General features: G+C 55.3%; 16 protein-coding genes. 15 read left to right on the forward strand and 1 reads right to left on the reverse strand.

All coding sequences use genetic code 11. The annotated features are described in order from the left end of the window. The first annotated feature begins 25 nt into the window (after positions 1 to 25). Together LAP85_20975 and LAP85_20980 are read left to right on the forward strand one after the other, a co-directional pair. Complete coding sequence (locus LAP85_20975) at positions 26 to 421, forward strand: BlaI/MecI/CopY family transcriptional regulator (protein ID MBZ5498878.1); 396 nt, start codon at positions 26 to 28, stop codon at positions 419 to 421. Beyond that, the gene (locus LAP85_20980; protein ID MBZ5498879.1) at positions 418 to 1,938 is read left to right on the forward strand and encodes a M56 family metallopeptidase; all 1,521 of its coding nucleotides are present in this window, start codon (positions 418 to 420) and stop codon (positions 1,936 to 1,938) included. The genes LAP85_20975 and LAP85_20980 overlap by 4 nt, the downstream gene beginning before the upstream one ends. Positions 1,939 to 2,165: 227 nt before the next feature. Here the strand turns inward: LAP85_20980 and LAP85_20985 are convergent, their stop codons facing one another. Then, a complete protein-coding gene (locus LAP85_20985) occupies positions 2,166 to 7,808 on the reverse strand; it encodes a carboxypeptidase regulatory-like domain-containing protein (GenBank protein ID MBZ5498880.1) in 5,643 nt (1,880 codons plus the stop codon). Positions 7,809 to 7,921: 113 nt separating this feature from the next. Between LAP85_20985 and LAP85_20990 the strand changes: the two genes are divergently transcribed. From LAP85_20990 to LAP85_21050, 13 genes are all read left to right on the forward strand, one after another. Then, entirely contained in the window at positions 7,922 to 8,059 is a 138-nt protein-coding gene (locus LAP85_20990; GenBank protein MBZ5498881.1) for a transposase, read from the forward strand. Positions 8,060 to 8,064: 5 nt separating this feature from the next. Next, positions 8,065 to 8,847: a transposase gene (locus LAP85_20995; protein MBZ5498882.1), complete on the forward strand. Its 783-nt coding sequence runs from the start codon at positions 8,065 to 8,067 to the stop codon at positions 8,845 to 8,847. Further along, positions 8,792 to 9,226, forward strand: coding sequence for an isoprenylcysteine carboxylmethyltransferase family protein (locus LAP85_21000; GenBank protein MBZ5498883.1), 435 nt, complete (start codon positions 8,792 to 8,794; stop codon positions 9,224 to 9,226). The genes LAP85_20995 and LAP85_21000 overlap by 56 nt, the downstream gene beginning before the upstream one ends. Positions 9,227 to 9,261: 35 nt before the next feature. After that, positions 9,262 to 10,008: an NAD(P)H-dependent oxidoreductase gene (locus LAP85_21005; protein ID MBZ5498884.1), complete on the forward strand. Its 747-nt coding sequence runs from the start codon at positions 9,262 to 9,264 to the stop codon at positions 10,006 to 10,008. Between the two features lie 11 nt (positions 10,009 to 10,019). Further along, positions 10,020 to 10,958: a glycosyltransferase family 39 protein gene (locus tag LAP85_21010; protein MBZ5498885.1), complete on the forward strand. Its 939-nt coding sequence runs from the start codon at positions 10,020 to 10,022 to the stop codon at positions 10,956 to 10,958. Positions 10,959 to 11,007: 49 nt separating this feature from the next. Then, positions 11,008 to 11,595: a hypothetical protein gene (locus tag LAP85_21015; GenBank protein ID MBZ5498886.1), complete on the forward strand. Its 588-nt coding sequence runs from the start codon at positions 11,008 to 11,010 to the stop codon at positions 11,593 to 11,595. A 190-nt stretch (positions 11,596 to 11,785) separates the two neighbouring features. Then, complete coding sequence (locus LAP85_21020) at positions 11,786 to 11,920, forward strand: HNH endonuclease (GenBank protein MBZ5498887.1); 135 nt, start codon at positions 11,786 to 11,788, stop codon at positions 11,918 to 11,920. Positions 11,921 to 12,324: 404 nt separating this feature from the next. Next, the gene (locus LAP85_21025; GenBank protein ID MBZ5498888.1) at positions 12,325 to 12,729 is read left to right on the forward strand and encodes an HK97 family phage prohead protease; all 405 of its coding nucleotides are present in this window, start codon (positions 12,325 to 12,327) and stop codon (positions 12,727 to 12,729) included. Further along, complete coding sequence (locus tag LAP85_21030; protein ID MBZ5498889.1) at positions 12,729 to 13,901, forward strand: phage portal protein; 1,173 nt, start codon at positions 12,729 to 12,731, stop codon at positions 13,899 to 13,901. The genes LAP85_21025 and LAP85_21030 overlap by 1 nt, the downstream gene beginning before the upstream one ends. 117 nt (positions 13,902 to 14,018) lie before the next feature. Then, positions 14,019 to 15,152 (forward strand): hypothetical protein, encoded by a 1,134-nt coding sequence (locus LAP85_21035; GenBank protein ID MBZ5498890.1) that lies wholly within the window; start codon positions 14,019 to 14,021, stop codon positions 15,150 to 15,152. 360 nt (positions 15,153 to 15,512) lie between these two features. Then, complete coding sequence (locus tag LAP85_21040; protein ID MBZ5498891.1) at positions 15,513 to 16,742, forward strand: tyrosine-type recombinase/integrase; 1,230 nt, start codon at positions 15,513 to 15,515, stop codon at positions 16,740 to 16,742. A gap of 333 nt (positions 16,743 to 17,075) precedes the next feature. Further along, positions 17,076 to 18,323 (forward strand): ATP-binding protein, encoded by a 1,248-nt coding sequence (locus LAP85_21045; protein MBZ5498892.1) that lies wholly within the window; start codon positions 17,076 to 17,078, stop codon positions 18,321 to 18,323. Between the two features lie 207 nt (positions 18,324 to 18,530). Beyond that, on the forward strand, positions 18,531 to 19,472 hold the full coding sequence (locus LAP85_21050; GenBank protein MBZ5498893.1) for a helix-turn-helix domain-containing protein: 942 nt from the start codon (positions 18,531 to 18,533) through the stop codon (positions 19,470 to 19,472). The last annotated feature ends 85 nt before the right edge of the window (positions 19,473 to 19,557 follow it).

The following is a 19,557-nucleotide window of genomic DNA, read 5'->3' on the forward strand; positions in this document are numbered from 1 at the left end:
TCCTAGTGATTCACCGGAGAGAATTATGAGTCCATTGTCGCTGCCCAAACTGACCGATGCGGAATTCGAAATTATGGCGATTGTATGGGAAGAGGAAGAAACGACCGTCAATCATGTATGGGAAACGATCAACCAGAACAGACAGGAACCTCTATCCAGAACCACGATCCAGGTTCAGATGAATCGTCTTGAGCAAAAAAAATGGCTCAGGCACCGCGTGCTCGGAAGAACCTTTCTTTATTCTCCTACCCGCAAGAGAGAAAAGACTCTCGAGACTCTCGTCGGAGATATTCATCACAGGTTCTTTAAAGGCTCCAGTCCCGACCTGGTGAGGTGCCTCTTCAAAAGCGTCAGAGTATCGAAAGCCGAAATTCAAAAACTAAAAGAGATCATCAGCAGTCAGGAAGGAGAATCGGAATGAACTGGCAGACCGTTCTCAGTTTCTCGGGCTCAGCAGACTGGATCTTGCTGACCGCCTTCCACTCGCTCTGGCTGTCGTTTGCCGCCTTTCTAATCATGCGCCTCCCGAAGTTCCGGTCTCCAGTTGTCCGGTCAACCTGGTGTACTTGCACGCTTATCCTATTGCTCGCTTTGCCGCTGATTACCTGGTCTATCCCCCGGCTTGCTGTTCGCGCCCAGCCAACTCCAAAACCTGCCGTCGAAATGAGTACGGCAAATGTCGAGACCCAACCGCCTCTTCTAAACAGGCTGCTGGATATGAATACGCCGTTGCCTCAGGTACGCATAGGCCGATGGCAAGCGCTGATGAATCAATTCGGATTTCTCTGGCTTGCAGTCACGCTGATCTGTGTGGGACGGCTTCTCTGTCAATTGGCGTTTTTGAAGGGGTGCGGCACAGGCCTGCAAGAGATACACGATGGCAGGATATCGGCCGTTTTAGTAGAAAGTACCCATTCTTTTCGTTTTCGCAAAAAACCACGCTTTTTCGCCTCCCGGAAGCTGACCTCTCCCATCTCCACAGGGATACAGACACCTTTGGTTATATTGCCAGCCGGTCTCTATCAGAGTATCGGTGATAAAGAACTCCGCGCGATATTGCTGCACGAACTCGCGCACATCTATCACCATGACCATCTACTCGGGCTGTTGCAGCGGATGATCAAGGCGTTGTACTGGTGGAATCCTTTTGTTTATGGCCTCTGCAATTCTTTGTCCGTAGCGCGCGAGGCAGTAAGTGACAACTATGCGATATCGGGAATGGAAAGCGCTGCGAGCTATGCCAGGCTTCTTGTGAGTCTGGTTGAGAAAACCTCTCTGATCAGCCGCATGCCATGCACGGCATGCATGGGAAGCCCTTATGAATCGCTGGAATCAAGAATCAGGAACATTATTTCCAAGGAGAGAGATATGCGGGTAAAAACAAACAAACGCATGATGGCGCTGATCCTATTGACGACAGTTTTGCTCTGCGTTGTTGTTGTCATTGGCAGTCAGGTGGCAGTCTTCGGAGTTGGGCAAGCATCTCCTTCCGGACTGAAAGCGGATGAACCACAGGCTGCTTCAACGTCGGGGAAACCCATGAAAGATGACGGCACAATTATGGTGTCAGAGAGACTTTCAAAAAGACTTATCCATAAAGTTGACCCCATCTATCCGGAATTGGCCATCAAGGATCAGGTTCAAGGGAAAGTGATACTCCAGATAAACGTGAATGAGGAAGGACTTGTATCGGATGTTCGAATTACCGCAGGGCATTCCCTTTTGAATGACGCTGCAATCACGGCTGTGAAGCAGTGGAAATTCATCCCGTCTCTCATTGGTGGCAGCACTGCTCCGGGGGCCGGGAAGCCTGCCCCGCCTCCACCTGAACCGGTGCCCGGGATGGCTGTAAAAGGGGTGCCGTTCACGACCACCATTACGATCGATTTTCGCTTAAACAAGGATAAATCCCCGAAGATTATAATCTCCGGCTCCTGAACACCCATAACAGCGGATTGTCGTCCTATTCGTTCTCAATGAATGAATCGGTACATGGCAGAAACTGGCTGGTTGTTGGAAGGATAGGTAGGATCAGCTGCCTTCGCTCGTACAAAACAGGTTCCGCGTTTCGCACCGCGCTTGAAGAACGGCTTGCGCGCAGGCGCTTCAGTGGCATGGAGCAAGAAATCAACAGGCGCTGTCACCATTCGAAAATGTCTGCAGACCTATTGCACACGGAACATCGCAGGAGCTACAACTGTCCGCGCATCGGGATTGCAGTAGTCGTAGAGCAGCGAGGGCGCTGATTTTGCCTTCATGGCGAAGCGCGGCCTGAAATTGAAACTGAAGCCGGTGCCGCCGGCACGCGGCCAGAGGTAGGCTACGATGCGGTCCGGCAGAATATCGTAGTGGCTCAGGGTAAATCCCGAAGCAGCCACGGCGCTATCCAGAGATAGGCGGTCCACATCGGCGCCGGGTGGCAGGCCGATCTCTGCGACCATCATTCCATAACCCCTGAAGCCCACTCGTTCCACATCCACGCGACACGCGTCCGTTTCCCCGATCTTTGCATTGGATTTGTCGAAATTGACTTTTAGCCGCAGAAGGTCGGGCCCGGCCGGAGGACGCATCGTCCAGGGCACATAATAGCTGGCTGAAAGCTGCGCCTGCGCCTGGCTTAACATACCAGGAGCCCGGAGCGTTATCAGGTGCTTCCCCGACGAGAGAACTGAGGCCAGCCCGATGCGGATCGGGCCGGTGATCTCGCTGCCAGGCGGCATCGTAACTCGGGGGACAGCTTGGCCGTCTACCATTACATCGAGGAATCCCCCGTTACCACCCATGGCCGCCGGTTGAGCAGCCGCAAGGATCGCTTGCAGCACCCTGACGGTCGCCTGAGTCGAATGCCAAACTCCAAAACGATCCTTGTTACGCAGCAGGAACAGCATGCCGCCATCAAGCATGAGCTTGTCCCCTGGATTGCCTCCTTCGGCAAGCGCTTGCACTGCCAGCGCGCTTGTCTCAAGGCGGCCTGCAAGTCCCCAGCCATAGAAGGGTGTGTTGGTTTCCAGGTTCCAATAGGTAGACCCGGCTTCTGTCCGGGCAAGGTTACGAAGGCGTTGGAGGGCTTTTGCAGAGACCGCGGAATCCTCCGTATGTAACGCCGCCAGCGCAAGAGCCGCAATTGCATAAGGCTCGTCGTATTGGCCCGAGCGCTGCGCCAGATATTCGATGGCCTTTGTCACTCCTTGGTGTGCATCCTCGCCCGACAGTGTCATTGCAATGAAAGCCGTCTGGTATACGGTCCGCCGCTCATCCCGCTGCTTCTTCCAATCGTATGCCGGCCAGCTCCCGCGTTGATCCTGCTGCCTGATGAGCCAATCCTGCGAGTTCTTGACCAGCTGGTCGTCCATGGTCACGAACTCCCTGGCGTCTTTCAGGAACGAGACGGCATAGGCGGTGAGGCTTGGGTCGGCGTCACCTCTTCCCCAATAGCTGAATCCGCCGACGGGTGCCTGGTACCCCAGCAACATATCAACGCCGAGTTGCAGATTGCGGCGTGCCTTCGCCTGCAGCGGGTGATCCCCTTTTGCCATTCGTTGAAGATAGCGCAAAAAAATCAGGTTGGGGTATGCGGCCGAAATGGCCTGCTCTGCGCAGCCATACGGACGCTGCAGGATGCCTTCGATACTGTCGATCACTTGTGCGAGCAGGTTGGGATAGATTTTGAGTTCGGCACGCGCCGAGCCTGGAATGGCGTTTGCAGGCACGGTCAATTCCAGCACGGCGTCGCCGGAAAATACTTTGTTCACGGTTTCGGCAATTTCCTCCCCGTCAGGATGGACCGACACGGGTTTCTCAACGGCATCGCCGCCAGCGGACGTCGTAGCCGTCACGCGTTGCCGCGCCTCAGGCAGCGCCGCAACGGCTTTCAGATGGAATACAGCATTAGCGGAAGTCCCGGCCGCTAGCGGGAGTTTCTGTTCTCCGGGGCCAAGGAGTTGGAACCAATTCTCCGGCTTCATGGCAATGTCCGCATCCAGCGCTTGATCGAGATAGTTACGGATCGTCACCGGCAGCTGAATCTCGTCCCCTTGTGTGAGAACACGCGGCGGGTTATGGTCGACGAAAAACGGTTGGAAGGCTTTGACTTCAGTGGTTGTGGTGCCGATCTCGCCGTTTTCGGTTGAGCCGATCACGTCAACCTTCCAGGTAGTGATATTGTCGGCAAGCTTGAACTTCAATTCGGCTCGACCGTCTTGCCCGGCCTCTACGGATGGTTGCCACAGCAGAGTTTCCGGGAAGTATTCGCGCAGTCTTGGCGTCGATTGTGCAGGTCCTGCCCCTCCGGTGAGCGTTGCTGCGGTAGTCTGAAGCACCGTGGGCGCTGCCATTACGGTAACCGTCTCCATGGCGCCGCCAACCAGCAAGGTGATGTCGACTACGGTGGACTTCGCCGCAACGACCCGAACTTCGCGTATAAGGGCTATTTTGAATCCGGGAACCTGTGCTCCCACATCATATATTCCGGGGGGTAATAGTGATAACGCATATCGCCCATCCTCCCCCGTTACCACTTCATAAACGAAATCGACGTTGGTGCCTTTCGTACAGATAGCCCTGATACTTGCGCCCGGGATGACACCACCGGACTGATCCATGACCAGGCCTGCGATTGCCCCTTTAGTCGACGACTTTTGATAGTTTTCCTGCTTCAGAGCGCTGTTCTTTCCGGACAAAGCTGTGGAAGGCTGTTCAAATCTGGCGAGGACAAAATCATCCTTCGTTCCGGCAATACCATCAGGACCGGCACTGCGGACCTGGAGCACCAAAAACCACTGAGTGACCGGAACGATCTTGGTTGAGCCGGCCGGATTCTGCGAAGTAGTCGCCTGGGGTTTCTGAATATCGGCATATCGGGCTATCCGGGTAAAACTTACGTATGGATCGTGCCCCCAGGGGTCCTTTTTGAGCACGACTTTGCCGAGTCGAAGCAGCCGGTTCCACTCTTTTTCGTTTGCCGGAAAAACATCGGGTTGAGTCAGAAGCGCAGCGAGCCTGGCATATGTGTCCTTGTAATAGGATCCGCTGACTTGATCCAGCGTAAAGTCGTCCTTCGTCTTGAATGTGCGATCGGGCCCCGCGCTGGTGAATGTCAGATCTGCCATCTCATCCTGGATACTGAATTCAATCAGATAGGGAGTACCCCAGGGATCGCGCAACTGATCCAGATCAATTTGATTCATGGACAATGCCTTGCGGGCATCCTGCTCCAATTGCGGGAACGAGGGAAGTTCGTTGAGGAGAGTCGTGATCCGGTCGTGCATTTGCTGAAAGTATTTCCAGGTTATTTTCCGAGCCTCAATATCGTCATCGTTCCCCGGCACTTTATCGGGACCCGCGCTGGTGAACTCAAACCCTTCGCGATCTCTCTCAATGACAAATCGAATGACATAAGGACTACCCCACGGGTCCCTGGTCTTATCCAAATCGACTGCGGCTTCGGTCAGCTCTTGTTGTAAGTCTGAGAGGTTACGCGGATATCGGTAATCCTTCTTGAACCGGGCGTTGAGGGCATCCTGCAACAGTTTGAATTGTGAGTCAAAAAGATGACTGAAGGCACCGTCGAGATCGTTTTCATAGTCGACGCTATGCTCCAGGTTCGCCCAGTACCCGTCGCTGGCGAGCATAACCTCAGCGAGCATGTCCAGATCGGCGGGAAAAGGCTGAGAGCAATCGAGCCGGTAAAGATCCCGCCGTGTCATGCCTCCCAAGCCGTCCGATCCTGAATTGCGCCAGAACCACCCCCAGCCTCCGTAGCCGGCCGATTCTTGATCCGTGCGGGCTCTTTCTCCCACAGCGGCGTCTACAACCGCGATGCCGAAAACCCCATGTGCGGCGACCCCACTCGGCAGCCGAGCCTGCAGACTGGCTGTGGCTTCCTCGCCGGGCCGATATTCGTTCTTTTCCGTGCGTACTTCCAATTTGAGCTCGCGGTCCGCCGGGAAAAGGACGGTGCGCGCGCCGCCTTCGGAATATTCCCTCCCAATAACTGCAATCGTGATTTCATGAGCGAAATCCGCTTGCCAGGGGATTGTGATTGCAGCCCGTTTTGTGCTCAGGTTGAGCCATTGTGAAACAAGCGGTCTCCATTCGCTCAAAACCTGGAGCACTGCCGTCGAGAGCGGCGCATCCGAAGTCACCTCGACCCGGATGGACTCCCCGGGACGATACAATGACTTATCCGTGTGTACACTGATATGGCCGGCGTAAGAATAGACCGTCTCGTTGAAGTGTCCCTGCGCCCCCCTGCCGTCATCTGCAACGATCTGTAGTTTATTTTGTCCTCCGGGGACGTCAATGCGCGCCACGCCGTACCTGTTGGTTGCTCCCGAGCCAATCCCGTTCACCGTCAATTGCGCCGGTGCAGGAGTTCCGTCGGCATAGGAAGTTGAAACGAATTTCCATCCGCCCGGGCTCTCAATCAGATAAATATGAATCGCTTCCCTGGTGATGCGGATATCGAACCGGCGCTGCTCGGTCCGGCCGCTTGAAGGATCTCGGACGTAGGCGGTAAAACTCAAGTCCTTGAATCGCAGGTGCTCCGTGCCGGTAAGTTCTTCGTGGGCATCTTGAAGCGCCAGCCTCGTAATGCAATGGCCTGTCGAGTCCGTCTGTCCTTCGTATTTCTCTCCCTCTTCAATGTCCCATTTCTGCGAACGATAATCCCACGTGCGGCTGTTTTCGCGCACAACTCGTACCGGCGCATTTGTCACCGGCTTTCCGAAGAGGTACTCCGCGAAGACATCGACCGAGGCTCCTTGGGTCGGGAGGTAGTAGAGGCGATCCGGTTTTGCGGTCACGCGAAATTCGGGTAATTCATAACGGCTTATCTTTATCTGGCGGGCGTCATTGAACCCATGCAGATCATCGCCCTCATCGGATTGGACACGTATTTCGTAGTCCCCGAGGCGGCTGTTTGCAGGTATTTGCCAGTCAGCGGAAGTGACCCCGAAGCGGCTCGTCACCAGGCGCGTAACAAAAACCCCGGTGTCGTCCGGGTCGTTGATGCGCAATCTTATCGGCATATCGGCAGCAGCGCGATGGGACGTATCGAAGCAGAGCAGCCGAATGTGCAGGACCTGCCCGGGTTGATAGATCGGCTTGTCCGTCTGGATGCTTATTTCGATATGACGGTCGATTTCCCTGCTCACATCGACAGTCTGCAGAAAATCTCCAAGCCGGCCGCGAATCTCGAAATCAAGTTCGCTGTCATCGTATTTTTGGAGGGGCTGAAATTCGAGATCGGCGAGACCATTAATGTCACTGACGGCATGAAGAGTAATTGGAGACGGATCGAGATTGAGAGAGGCCTGCAATGCGACGCCGGCGACCGGCTTTCCGGAAACCGGATGCACCGCCGTCACCAGGACATGCAACGGATCTCCCAGCCTCGCCAGCGGGCCCAACACGGCCCGTAATTCGAAGACATGCGCTGCAATGTGGGCCAGCGACAGGGTGCCGGCAGTCTCGCCGCCGTCGGTAAGGAGATGATAGCGCAGCCGATACCACATGGGCTCGTTTCCGGTTTTGGACGGAATCGGAAATGGAATTGTTGATTCACTCCTTCCCGGCGGCACAGAAATTGAACGCTCGAGCGAGGAATCCGACTCGTCTTTTTCGTTCACCCATTCGAGTCGAATGCCCGCAGTTACCGGATTGGGAGAAGGATTTTCAAGCGCAAGTGCCAGCGCAGACTGGTCATTCTCGAGTATCACTCTGGTGGCATGTTCGTCGACGCGTAAGCCGACCGGCGATTGCAGCAGCGAACAGGATGAGAGCAACGAAATAAAGAAGACACCCAACATTTGGCCTCCACACCAGGCAACCGGCCATCGGAAGATCAGTAATTTGCTTTCCCTGATATGGGCAAATTAGCACCGGTCGCGGAGGAAATCAAAACCATCTCGAATAAGGCAAAGTGCTTCATCCCATCCACGACCTGTTTCGACAGCGCATCTATGGCATCGCCTGCGGCTATGCCGACTGCAACGACGCTGCCCGTCTTGCCAACGATCCCGTTCAGAAACTCCTTCTGGATCGTGATCCGATCAGATGAGAATCATGGCGATGCTGAAAGCCAGTTTCGCGAAAACCAAGATCCGGATTTGTCTTGACGGCGGGTTTGCCAACCCCGAGCTTCTCGACTACCTCGAAATGGAAGAGGTCGAATACGTTCTCGGGATGGCGAGCAACGCCAGGCTGCTCAAGCGCGCTCGCAGGCTGATGGGGAAGGCGCGCATAAAATCCCGTACCACCGGAGCGACCGAAGATGTCTTCGGTGACACCCTCTACGCAGCCAAGAAATGGTCTCATCGCCGGCGGATCATCATCAAAGCCGAGGTAGCCCGGGAAGACGGACGCAAGCCCAGGGATAATCCTCGATTCGTTATTCAGATCAGAAAAAGCTTTTTGGCCTCGCTTATGCCCATTCATGAATTAATCGGGCTAACGCAAACCCTGTTGAGCCGAGTTGCCTTTCGACCGGAACAGAGCACAAATCCCGCACTCTCCAATGTCAATTTGTTTATAATCGGATTCGCGCGCTTCAAAAGATGGCGAAAGCTGGAAACAATCCTCAAATTTGATCTTGGGGCAGGGAGAGGACGAGATGCACCTGATGGATCAGAGGATTCTCGGTATCGCTATTCTCCTTCTCTTGGGCATGGTGGTCATTGCCAAGCGAGCGGCCTCCGGGTCTGTCTTGGACAAACCAAAAGGGAGCCTCCTGATCCAGCTCGTCAACATCTTCAACCTCTTCTTCTTGTTGATTGTCAATCCGGCCGCCGCTGTGCTGCTGATCTTCCGCCGACTAGAGGCGATCGATCCCACCCGTATTTTGATTGACGCGCCTTCATCATTGGTTGCTCTGGAACTGGCAGGGTCGGTTTTTTATGTGACGGGATTTCTCCTCATGGCGTGGGCACTCCTCAGCCTGGGGCGCAATTACCAGTTGGGGGGAACCGCCCCGCGAGACACCGATGAAATGATCATCGCCGGGCCATACCGAATGATCAGACACCCGATGTACGCCGCGGCGTTGAGTATCTCATTCGGGCTTACCTGCCTGGTTCAATCGTTTGCTTTCCTTTCGGTGTTTTGCATTTATCTCGTGTTGATTTTCCTGATGATTCCATTGGAGGAAGAGGGCTTGCAGCAGGCATATCGCGAGAAGTTTGTCGCCTATAAGCAAAGTACAGCAAGACTATTTCCATTTGTTTATTGATTCAGGCTGATAAGAGGACGCCGGGAGGATTGCCCATGAAAGTCTTGACGGTGTATGCCCATCCGAATCAAAAGTCATTTTGCGGTGCCATTCTCGAGAAATTCACCCAGGGATTGCAGGCGGCAGGCCACACAAGCGAGGTCGTCGACCTGTATGCGATCCGATTTGACCCGGTTTTCCGCACGGCGGACTTTGCCAGTTACATCAATGAGGGCATTCCGAAGGAAGTGCTCGAACGGATGAATCTAAAGAAATATGTTCTGGACAATGCGGGTGGGCCGCTAAAGAGGTTTCTTGCCTCGGCATGGTTGCGTGGCAAGGATGACACGGCCATAGCAAAATTCATTCACGAGCACAGGCCCAAGGATGTTGTCGAACAGTGGGAAAAGGTACGGCAAGCGCAAGGCCTCGTGTTTATCGCGCCTGTATTTTGGCTTGCTTTCCCCGCAATCCTCAAGGGCTGGTTCGAGCGGGTCTTTTCTTACGGTAATGCTTACGCCCTGACCCCTGAGGGCTGGGACGGCCATGCAAAGGGCCGAGTGCCGTTGCTTCCCCACGAAAAAGCCCTGGTCATCAGCACGAAGCACTTTGGAGAGGAGGATTACAAGGTCTACTGGGAACTGCCGATGTCCCGAGTCATTGACGACTGGGGATTGCGATACCCAGGTGTAAAGCGGGTAGAACATGCCTATTTCTACGGCGTGTCCTGGGTGGATGACTGCACCAGACAGAGTTATCTCGAACGAGCCTACAAATTGGGTAAGAACTTTGCCGAGTCTTGATGGAGGCGCTCATGGCCATAGTCTCAGCAGAGACGTCCAATGCACACGAAAGCCGCTGGACCTCTGGCCCGGCGCTCGTACTTTACGTCGCCGCAGCTGCGCTTGCCCTGCAACTGCTGACCGCCTTTCGCTACGGCATCTTTCGCGACGAACTCTACTACCTCGCCTGCGCTGAACACCTCGACTGGGGATATGTTGACCATCCGCCGCTCACGCCCCTTCTCGCGTTCCTAGAACGTCACATCGGTGGAGAATCGCTGCTCTCAATCCGTTTTCTGCCGGCCGCAGCCTTTGCCGTTACCGTGTGGCTTGCCGGGCTTATTGCACGTCAGCTTGGCGGCGGACGGTTCGCTCAGTTGATTGCTGTACTGGCGATTCTGCTCGCCCCGACATATCTGCTGTTTTTTCACCTGATGACAGTCAACGCATTCGAGCCACCCCTTTGGATGGCGGCGGCCTACATTGTGATACGAGTGATCCAAACGGGGAATCAGAAGCTCTGGTTGTGGTTCGGCCTCATTGCCGGCATCGGCATCGAGAACAAGTATGGCATGCTCTTTTTCGGTTGCGGCATAGCCGTTGGGCTGTTGCTGACGCGCACGCGCAGTGCTTTCCGTCGACCGTGGATCTGGGCGGGTTGTGCAATCGCCCTGGCGATATGGCTGCCAAACCTCGTCTGGGAATTCCGCCGCCACTGGCCCTTCTGGAACTCATGCACAATGTTCGCGCCAGCGGACGTGATGTGCAGTTGGGCCCCGTGGCTTTCTTTGCTCAGCAAGCGTTTTTCCTGCTACCAGTCAGTCTGCCGATTTGGCTCGCAGGGCTGTGGTGGTTCTTCTTCGGACGCGAGCGAGGATCAGGCATTCGGGGCCGTTACGCCGCACTCGGCTGGACGTTTGTTGCCGTATACCTGCTGTTCTACTTTCTGCACGGAAAGGTTTACTATCTGACGCCGATCTATCCCATGCTGTTCGCCGCCGGCGGCGTCGCCCTGGAGAGATGGCTCGCTTACCGCGCACCGGTTGGTTGAAGCCTGCGTACCTGGCCGTGCTGGTCGCTTTTGGAGTACTGTTTGTACCGCTCACCCTGCCGGTGCTTACTCCCGAGGGTTTCATCGCCTACGTGAAAGCGTTACACATTCCCATGCCGGAAGTTGAGCACCAACGGATGGGCCCGCTGGGTCAGCAGGTTTACGCCGACATGTTCGGTTGGGAGGACATCACTCGTGAGACGGCGCGTGCCTACTACAGCTTGCCGGACGACGTGCGTGCCAAGACCGCCATTACGGCCGCGTCGTTCGGCGAGGCCGGAGCCGTCGACTTTTTCGGCCCGAAATACGGATTGCCCAAAGCAATCAGCGGTCACCAGACATACTGGTACTGGGGTCCACGCCAGTTTACCGGCGAGAGCGCCCTCATGCTCGGCGAAAGGCCGCAAAGGGTGCGCGAGCTCTGCGAGAATCCCGTGGTCGTCGGCCACGTCGGCCATCAGTATGCACGGGGAGACGAAAACTTCGACATCTACTGGTGCCGCCCCATGCGCCTCAACCTGCAAAAGGGCTGGCCGCTCGCAAAGCACTGGGATTAGCCGTCGCACCCGTTTAGCCCATTGAATCTCGCCAAGGGAGTGATGAGTGCCTGGGAAAAGATCTCAGGCCATTCGCCGGACGGATCTGGTTGGATAGGGATCACCAGGTCTGCCTGCAATCGATGCCCACCGGCAGTTGGTAAGCACTCCCGCCCGCCCACTGCTTGGTTGAGCCTGTCCTGTCAGTCTTCTGAATCCCGCCCCACTTTGCGGCGAGTGCGAGCGAGTGGGACGGCTCACGGCCACAGCGGTCGTGGACCACATTGTTCCTCACAAGGGCGATTCCAGACTTTTTGGGGATGAGTCGAATTGGCAGGCGCTTTGAAGGCGCTGCCACAACCGGAATACGGCTACGACCGATGGACGGTGGGGATGGATGCGCGATCTCACTCAGGCCAGGGGGAGGGGGGGCCAATTCTCTGGGCCAAAGCGCCGTAGACCGGGCGCGCGGGGATTTTTTTGTGCCGTCAAAATGAATAGGGGGGAGGGGTAGAATTGCTAAAACCCAGTAAAAATGCGGCTTCCGTGGTGGTTAGGGAGCGAATTTAGCCCTTCCAGAGGCCTCCAAAACCCCTCCGGAAGGCTCCAAAATGCCTCCAAATGGGTTCGAAAACAGCAACCGGGCCGGCCTCCGCGTCGAAAATGCTAGAAATCTGCCAGGGATCAAGCAGATGACCATGAAAATTATCCTGATTTTATGGACTTTCCTTCGAAAATAGCTCCACCGAGGTGATCCGATCCGGCGCTTTCGCCGGCAGTCTCGCCAGCGGCAGGGACATCCTGGCTTTGGTCGATCATGACCGAACGCGGATCCTCGCGCGGACGCGTAGCGGCAGTCTCAAGCTGACCGAAGACAGCAACGGACTGCAATTTGAATTATCCGTCCCTGCCACGCAGCCCGGCCGGGACGTGCTGGCGCTGGCCGAACGCGGCGACCTGGGCGGCATGAGTTTCGCGTTTACCGTGCCGAGGAACGGCGAACGCTGGACCGGCCGCAAGCGGGAGCTGCTGGCCGTGGACCTGCACGAAATCAGCGTTGTGTCCGCGTGGCCGGCATACGAAGGGACTATCGTGGTCCCGCGATCAGCAACGCCGCGGCTGAACGTGGCATCCCGTTACCTGGAGACAATCTGATGAAACTGCTGAAACGCATTGCAAACCTTCTGGACCCGGAACGGCGCAGCATGTCGAGCCGGGATCCCGTGCTTGCGCGAGCGCTGGGCAGCCTGGACATGGGTGGATACCTTGTCAATCCGAGGACTGCCGAGAACCTGTCAACGGTTTTGGCTTGCGTGGGCGCGATCAGCTCTGGAATCGCATCCCTGCCGGCCTACGTCTATCGCAACGTCGCGAACGGCAGGGAGTTGGACGATAACCATGCTATCGCGCGTCTGATTGCTTCTGGACCGAACCAGCATCAAACGTGGGCCGACTGGTGCGAATGGACAATGGCGAGCGTCCTGCTGCGTGGCAATGCTCTTTCGGAGATTGTCACGGACGGCGCCGGCGCTGTCGTGGGCCTGCGGCCGGTTCCGTGGGAGTGGGTCGCAGTCCAGCTCCTGCCAAACGGCCGTCTGGTGTACGACGTATCGGAAGTAACCAGCATCTACGGCGGTACCGGAGGAACGCGGCGAGTGCTCCAGGATGAGGTGTTCCATTTACGGGACCGCACAGACGATGGCCTGATCGGTCGCAGCCGACTGCAACGCGCTGCGGCCGTGGTCCAGGCAGGACTCAGCATCCAGACCTTTGCCAATTCCCTGTACGAGAATGGCGCGAATCCAAGCGGAGTGCTGGAAATCGCGGGCAAGCTGTCGCAGGAAGACTTCCAATATCTCGTGCAACGATTCCGGGATGTCTATTCGGGACCGCAACACGCGGCGAAGGTCATGGTTTTGGACCAGGGACTTACGTGGAAGCAAGTGTCCGTCAGTCCGGAGGACGCCGAATTCCTTGCTTCCAGGCAATTCACTGTTGAAGAGCTGGCCAGGCTGTTCAACGTCCCACCACCGATCATTGGTGATTTGCAGTACGGGACGTTCAGCAACGTCGAAACCCTACTGCGTTGGTTTGCACAGAACACGCTGTCTCCCTGGATTCGCAAAATGGAAGCGGAATTCACTCGCAGCGTGTTTGGCGCGTCCAGAACGCATCGGCTGGAAATCGACCTTTCCGGCCTGATGCGCGGCGATCCGGCGCAACGCTGGGCGGCATGGGAAATCGCAGTTAGGAATAACATTCTGACCGCTGATGAAGTAAGGCAGGAGGAAGGCTGGAATCCACAGTCAGTGCAGACGGTTGATTAGTATGCGTACAGGCCACTCTACGCTCCGAACGTGATTTCGCCGCGCGTGGCATGCTCGGAACTTGTACCTCCGTTTGGTGTCAATCCATTAGAATAGAAGCTCGCAAAGGAACGCTCGATGAAAATCAAGTACTCTCTCGTTTCTATTTCACTAATTTGCGGATTTCTGTCTTATGTTCTGACTCATTCAAAAGCATCTGTGATTGAGTCAGGCATCCACTTCGACAACATCGACGCTTGCTGCGGCGTAACACCTAAAAGCCATAGATCCTTAATGCCGGGTGGACCGGCGCCCTGGGATCAAAAACAAATAAGTCTCCCGCCCATCCATCTTGTAGGTGCGTTTGGCGGTCCGGGCAGGTCAGAAATTGTTGTACGACAAATAATAGGGCCGGACAAGGGAATCAACTATGTGACTCGTGATCATGGTAACTCATGGACGCGAGCTGGCTGGGATCAGATCGGCACGGTGTATCATTTTCGTGCATCTCCAATCGGTTGGACCAACTGCATCATAGCCCGCGCGGATTCACGGATTATCTGTGAAATTGCAAAAGGCCCTCATGATGCGGATTTCTGCATTTCCCTTGACCGAGGTAAAACCTGGAGCACTGTTCATCCAAAGTTGCAGGGAGGTGGACACCTTGGAAAGTGCAAGATCTTTGACACCGGCTTACGTGACCCTTCTCGCGTCTATGCGGAAATTTCCGCGCCGGACAATTACGGAATAGCCGAATCAAGCGATTACGGTTCCAACTTCAAACTTTTGCCCTACAGACAATTTGAGAGTCGGGCCAATCCGGCTATCATTTTCAGGATCTCTGAAAGGCCCAATGATCGGGGACTTTTTTTATCGCAAGACTCCCGATCTATCGGGGTACGGTTAGACGGGATGAAATCGTTTTTCGAAGGGCTGTTTCAGGATCTTTCACGTCCTGGAGAGGTTCGAACATGGCAGACGAAGAAGTCAGAGGACGAGTTGCCTTACTATGACCGAATCCAGGAAATCGAGACAGACCCTCTTGACGAGAGGATCTTCTATGCGTTCCATCAATTCAGAGGCATTGCTAGGACTGCCGATGGCGGCAAGACTGCTTCTCTCCTTCCATTAGCTCTCGACAAATACTTGGAGGTCGAATCATTCGCAGTGGATCCTGCAGATGGCAAATACCTATATGCCATACTGACCTCTCGGACCTTTTATCGATCAACAGATTACGGTTGCACCTGGAAACCGCTCAGGTTTCCATGATATCTCTGCTACCTATGTGCTACCTTTTGGCTCTTTTGGAGATTTGCCGATTCTGTAAGTCTTTTGTTTTCTGGTGGGCCCAGCAGGACTTGAACCTGCGACCCGCTGATTATGAGTCGGTAAATTCCGTACTTTCTGCACTTTCCAGCAACCACGAGAAACAACATTTCATCCAGGCATAATGCTGGATAAACCTTTGATTCCTTTGTAGAATAAGGACTCGTGAGCGTTCTCATTGTTTCATTGCGTTATAGGAACTTTGTTTCTTGAAGTTAACGACAGTTGGAACCCCGGTGGAACCCCAGAAAGTTGCAGGTCGAAAACTAAGGACCTCCTGATTCGCGAGATAAAGGGGAAGAAATGCCAATAATCAACTTCACGGTGAGAAAATTGGACAGCCTCAAGCCGCAGGCGACCCGTGTCGACTATTATGATGCTTCCCTGCCCGGATTTGTATTACGCGTGACCCCCAGCGGCGAAAAGGTCTTCTCGGTGCTGTATCGCATTGGGGGTTACAGAAGGCGCTATACGCTTGGAGGATTCCCCGTGCTGCAGCTCGTTGACGCGCGTGAGCGGGCAAGGGATGCCCTGGAACTTGTGCGGCGCGGCATCGATCCAGTCGAGGAGCAGAAACGACGCGAGGAAGCGGAGGTCGCGCGTCGCGTAGAAGGGTTCACCTTCGAGTTTTTGGCGAAGAAATTCCTGGGAGAACACGTGAAAAAACTGCGCTCGGCGCGAGAGGTCAGGAGGTCTTTCGACCGGTACCTCCTGCCCCAGTTTGGAAAAACCAAAGCCAGGGAGTTAAAAAGGTCGGCGGTGCGCGACTATCTGGACAACATGGCGAAGACAAGACCTGTGATGGCAAACAGGTGCTTGGCCTATGTACGCAAGATGTACAACTGGGCCCTGTCAAAAGACCTCGTGGAAGTCAGCCCAGTCTCCGGAATACCGCGCCCTGGAGCTGAGCGGAAGCGGGACCGCGTCCTGTCGGAAGCTGAAATCAAGGCGATCTGGAAAGCGCTCGACAAAGAGCGGCTAATCCCGGCCGCCGCATTCCGGCTCCGTCTGCTGACGGCTCAGCGAGGGGGCGAAGTGCACTCCATGCGTTGGAGGGATATCGACGGTGACTGGTGGATTATTCCGACGGAGTTTTCCAAAAACAAGCTGAGTCACCGAGTCCCGCTTTCGCCGCAGGCACAGAAGATCATTGATCAAGTCCAGTCGGCCACGGACTTGCAGGATGCGAAAGCTGGACGGCCTCGCAGCGAATGGGTATTTCCAAACCCGGCAAACAGGGCTGAGCACGTCGGAGAAATGCAGAAACTAGTGCAACGGGTCCGCCGGGCCTCAGAAGTGTCCTTCCGGGCACATGATTTCAGACGTACGGCGGCAAGCATGATGGCAGGAATGGGCGTGCCCAGGTTGGTGGTCGGAAAGATCCTGAACCATATCGAGACAGGCGTTACCAGTGTTTACGACCGCCACAGCTACGACAAGGAAAAACAGGAGGCGCTCAATGCCTGGGGCGCCCGGCTCTCCCGAATTGTAAGCGACCTGGAGTTGGTCGGGATGAAAAACGATCAGGCATAGGATGCTGACTGCGACGGTCCTCCGTCAGCAATGAGACGCCGAAATATTTCACGCCTCAATGTTGCGCATAAACGTTCAAAAGACTTGAACCATTATGTAGATCAGAGACAAGCCGAACGAAGATCACCGCACCTCTTTGGACAGCACCCGATATCTTCCCTCATTCCTGGCGGTTTGGCAGCCAAAATGACTGAGTTCAGACCACACCAGAGATTTTCGAAAAAAGGTTTCAATCAGCCGGGGAAAAAGGTTTAAGATAGCCGGGCATGTAACTTAAAATCAGCCGGACATCAAACTTAAAATCAGCCGGCTGCAGCCGATGGCGATAGCGATATGGAAACTCATAAATTATACCCCCGCTTCGCGTCAAAACGCTTGAAGGAGGCTCTTGCCGACACGCCCGTCGTTCTCATTCATGGTCCGCGCCAGTCAGGAAAGACCACGCTTGCCCGGGGATTAGGCGAACCGCTGGGATATTCCTATTTCACCTTCGACAATCCTGCCCTCACGCATGCCGCAGAGGCTGATCCGACCGGTTTTGTGGATGATCTGCCTGAGCGAGCGATCCTTGATGAGGTCCAGCGCGTTCCCGGGCTTTTCTCGGCTCTTAAGATCGCAGTCGACCGTCGACGTGTGCCGGGCAGATTCCTCCTCACCGGATCTGCCAACATTCTGCTTGTGCCGAAACTCTCGGAATCTCTCGCCGGGAGGATGGAGGTCCTTCGCATTCATCCGCTGGCGCAATGTGAGATCGCCGGTAAGGAATCCGGCTTTATCGATGGTCTTTTCGACGCATCATTCAAAATAGCAAATGTGGAGCGTCTCGGGAGATCACTCCCGGAACTCGTGGCTGCCGGTGGCTATCCCGAAGCGCTTATTCGTACAAATTCAAAAAGGCGCTCCGCATGGTATCGCGAGTATATAGACGCTTTGACGCAGCGGGATGTGCGCGAACTGGCTCGCATCCGGTCTCTCGACGTTTTGCCGCCGCTCCTGGAACGCGCCGCAGCACAATCCTCGTGCCTGTTCAACATAAACGAACTTGCATCTCCGTTCCAGTTGAGCTATCCGACCATTCGCGAATATATCACACTGCTGGAACGGGTTTTTCTGATTGAAGAACTCCGCCCTTGGCACTCCAATCGCATCAGCCGTTTGATCAAGACTCCCAAACTGCATCTGGGCGACGCTGGGCTCGCCTGCGCCCTTCTGGGCCTCGACGCGGCGGGACTTGCAAAAGACAGAGCCGCACTCGGCATGCTGCTTGAGACGTTTGCATTCCAGGAGCTTCGACGGCAGGCAAGCTGGCATGAGGATGACATCCGCTTCCATCATTTCCGCGACCGGGACGGCTTCGAGGTCGACATCGTCATGGAACGCCGGGGCCACGAGCTCGCGGGCGTCGAGGTGAAGGCCTCGGCGACCGTCACTTCGGCCGATTTCCGCGGGCTGCGCAAGCTAAAAGACGCCGCGGGCAGCCGTTTCAACGCGGGAGTGGTGCTGTACGACGGCGAAGCCATTGCAGGATTTGGCGACCGAATGTATGCCGTGCCGATCCGCTTGTTATGGGAGCTGAGATGATGGCGAAGGAGACGGAAGGAAGGTCGGCGCCCTCCTCTTGCTTTCGGAATCCTGGATCCGTTGACAACAAATCGTTTTTCACTCCGACTGGAGGTGATGATAAGATCGTGATCGAACCAGTCCGGCTAGCCTGATCAGCGAAAAGCGGTCGCTTCCCGAACCGCCTGCCGGGCCTTCTCAAATCGGGACCCAAACGGGAAGGTGGGAATGGGAGCCCCTCCAAAACTCTCGGCGAAAATTGTCGTGCTCCTGCAAGAGATTATTATCCGGGGTGCTGAGCAGATTTACGAGATTCAGAAAAACCGGGCTCCCCATTGGAACAGACTCTACCCTTACGATGGTCCGATCGTTACTTTCAGCTTGAAAGCCGGCCTGCTGCAGGTCAAGTCTTGCAGAGATCTTGACATTGCCTCTTCCCCTGAAGGCTGGAACACTCCGGCCTTGCACGAGATCGAATCCGCGCTGGACGATTTCAACCGTCATTGTCGGCATCTGGGCACGGATCCAGAAGAGGACCTTGAATTGATCAGGAAATATCTGTGTCCCACAACTCTGCGGATCCTGCGCGCGCTGGATGAGAGCTACGGCTTTTTCCCTGGAAAGGATCCGAATTTTGTTTTGATGGCTGTCCGGACCGCCGGATTGTTTTATAAGGATCAAGAAACCGGACTGGGACTCTTCGGAAAAAACGTCAGCTTCGTCGAATACTACACATCGTTGGATCTCCTCAGGGCAGGTGCCAAGGACGAGCTCAAAGGCGCACGAGATCTTGAAATGAAGGTCCAGGAGTTCCATCTCGCTCTCGCCGGGATGGAACGTGAGGCAGCGCGGAAACAGACGGTAGTCCACAACCACACCCCAAGCCGGGCAAAGGTCAAACCGGACGGAAGGCTTCCGAAGAAGGAACTGCCCAGACTTGAGGAAATGGATATCTCTGCCTATCTCGACGGCGCTCCACTGACAGACAGGCAAAAGGATTGCGCTCTCCTTAAATGGGGGTACCGCCTTTCGGACACGGATATCGCCCAGCGTCTCGGGATTTCCAGGGCCACGGTTCAGGAGCATTTGGAAGCGGCGAGGAAAAAGATAGGCTACACCCAACAGAATGCCAAGCGCGGCAGGGGCATCAAATCCACGACTCGCGATTGAGGGTCCCAGTACCCTGCACTACCCTGCACCGTAAAAACCCTGCACTGATTTTCTTTAATTTTTTACTCCTGCGAATTCAATGACA

The sequence above is a fragment of the Terriglobia bacterium genome, assembly GCA_020072565.1.
Classification (GTDB): domain Bacteria; phylum Acidobacteriota; class UBA6911; order UBA6911; family UBA6911; genus JAFNAG01.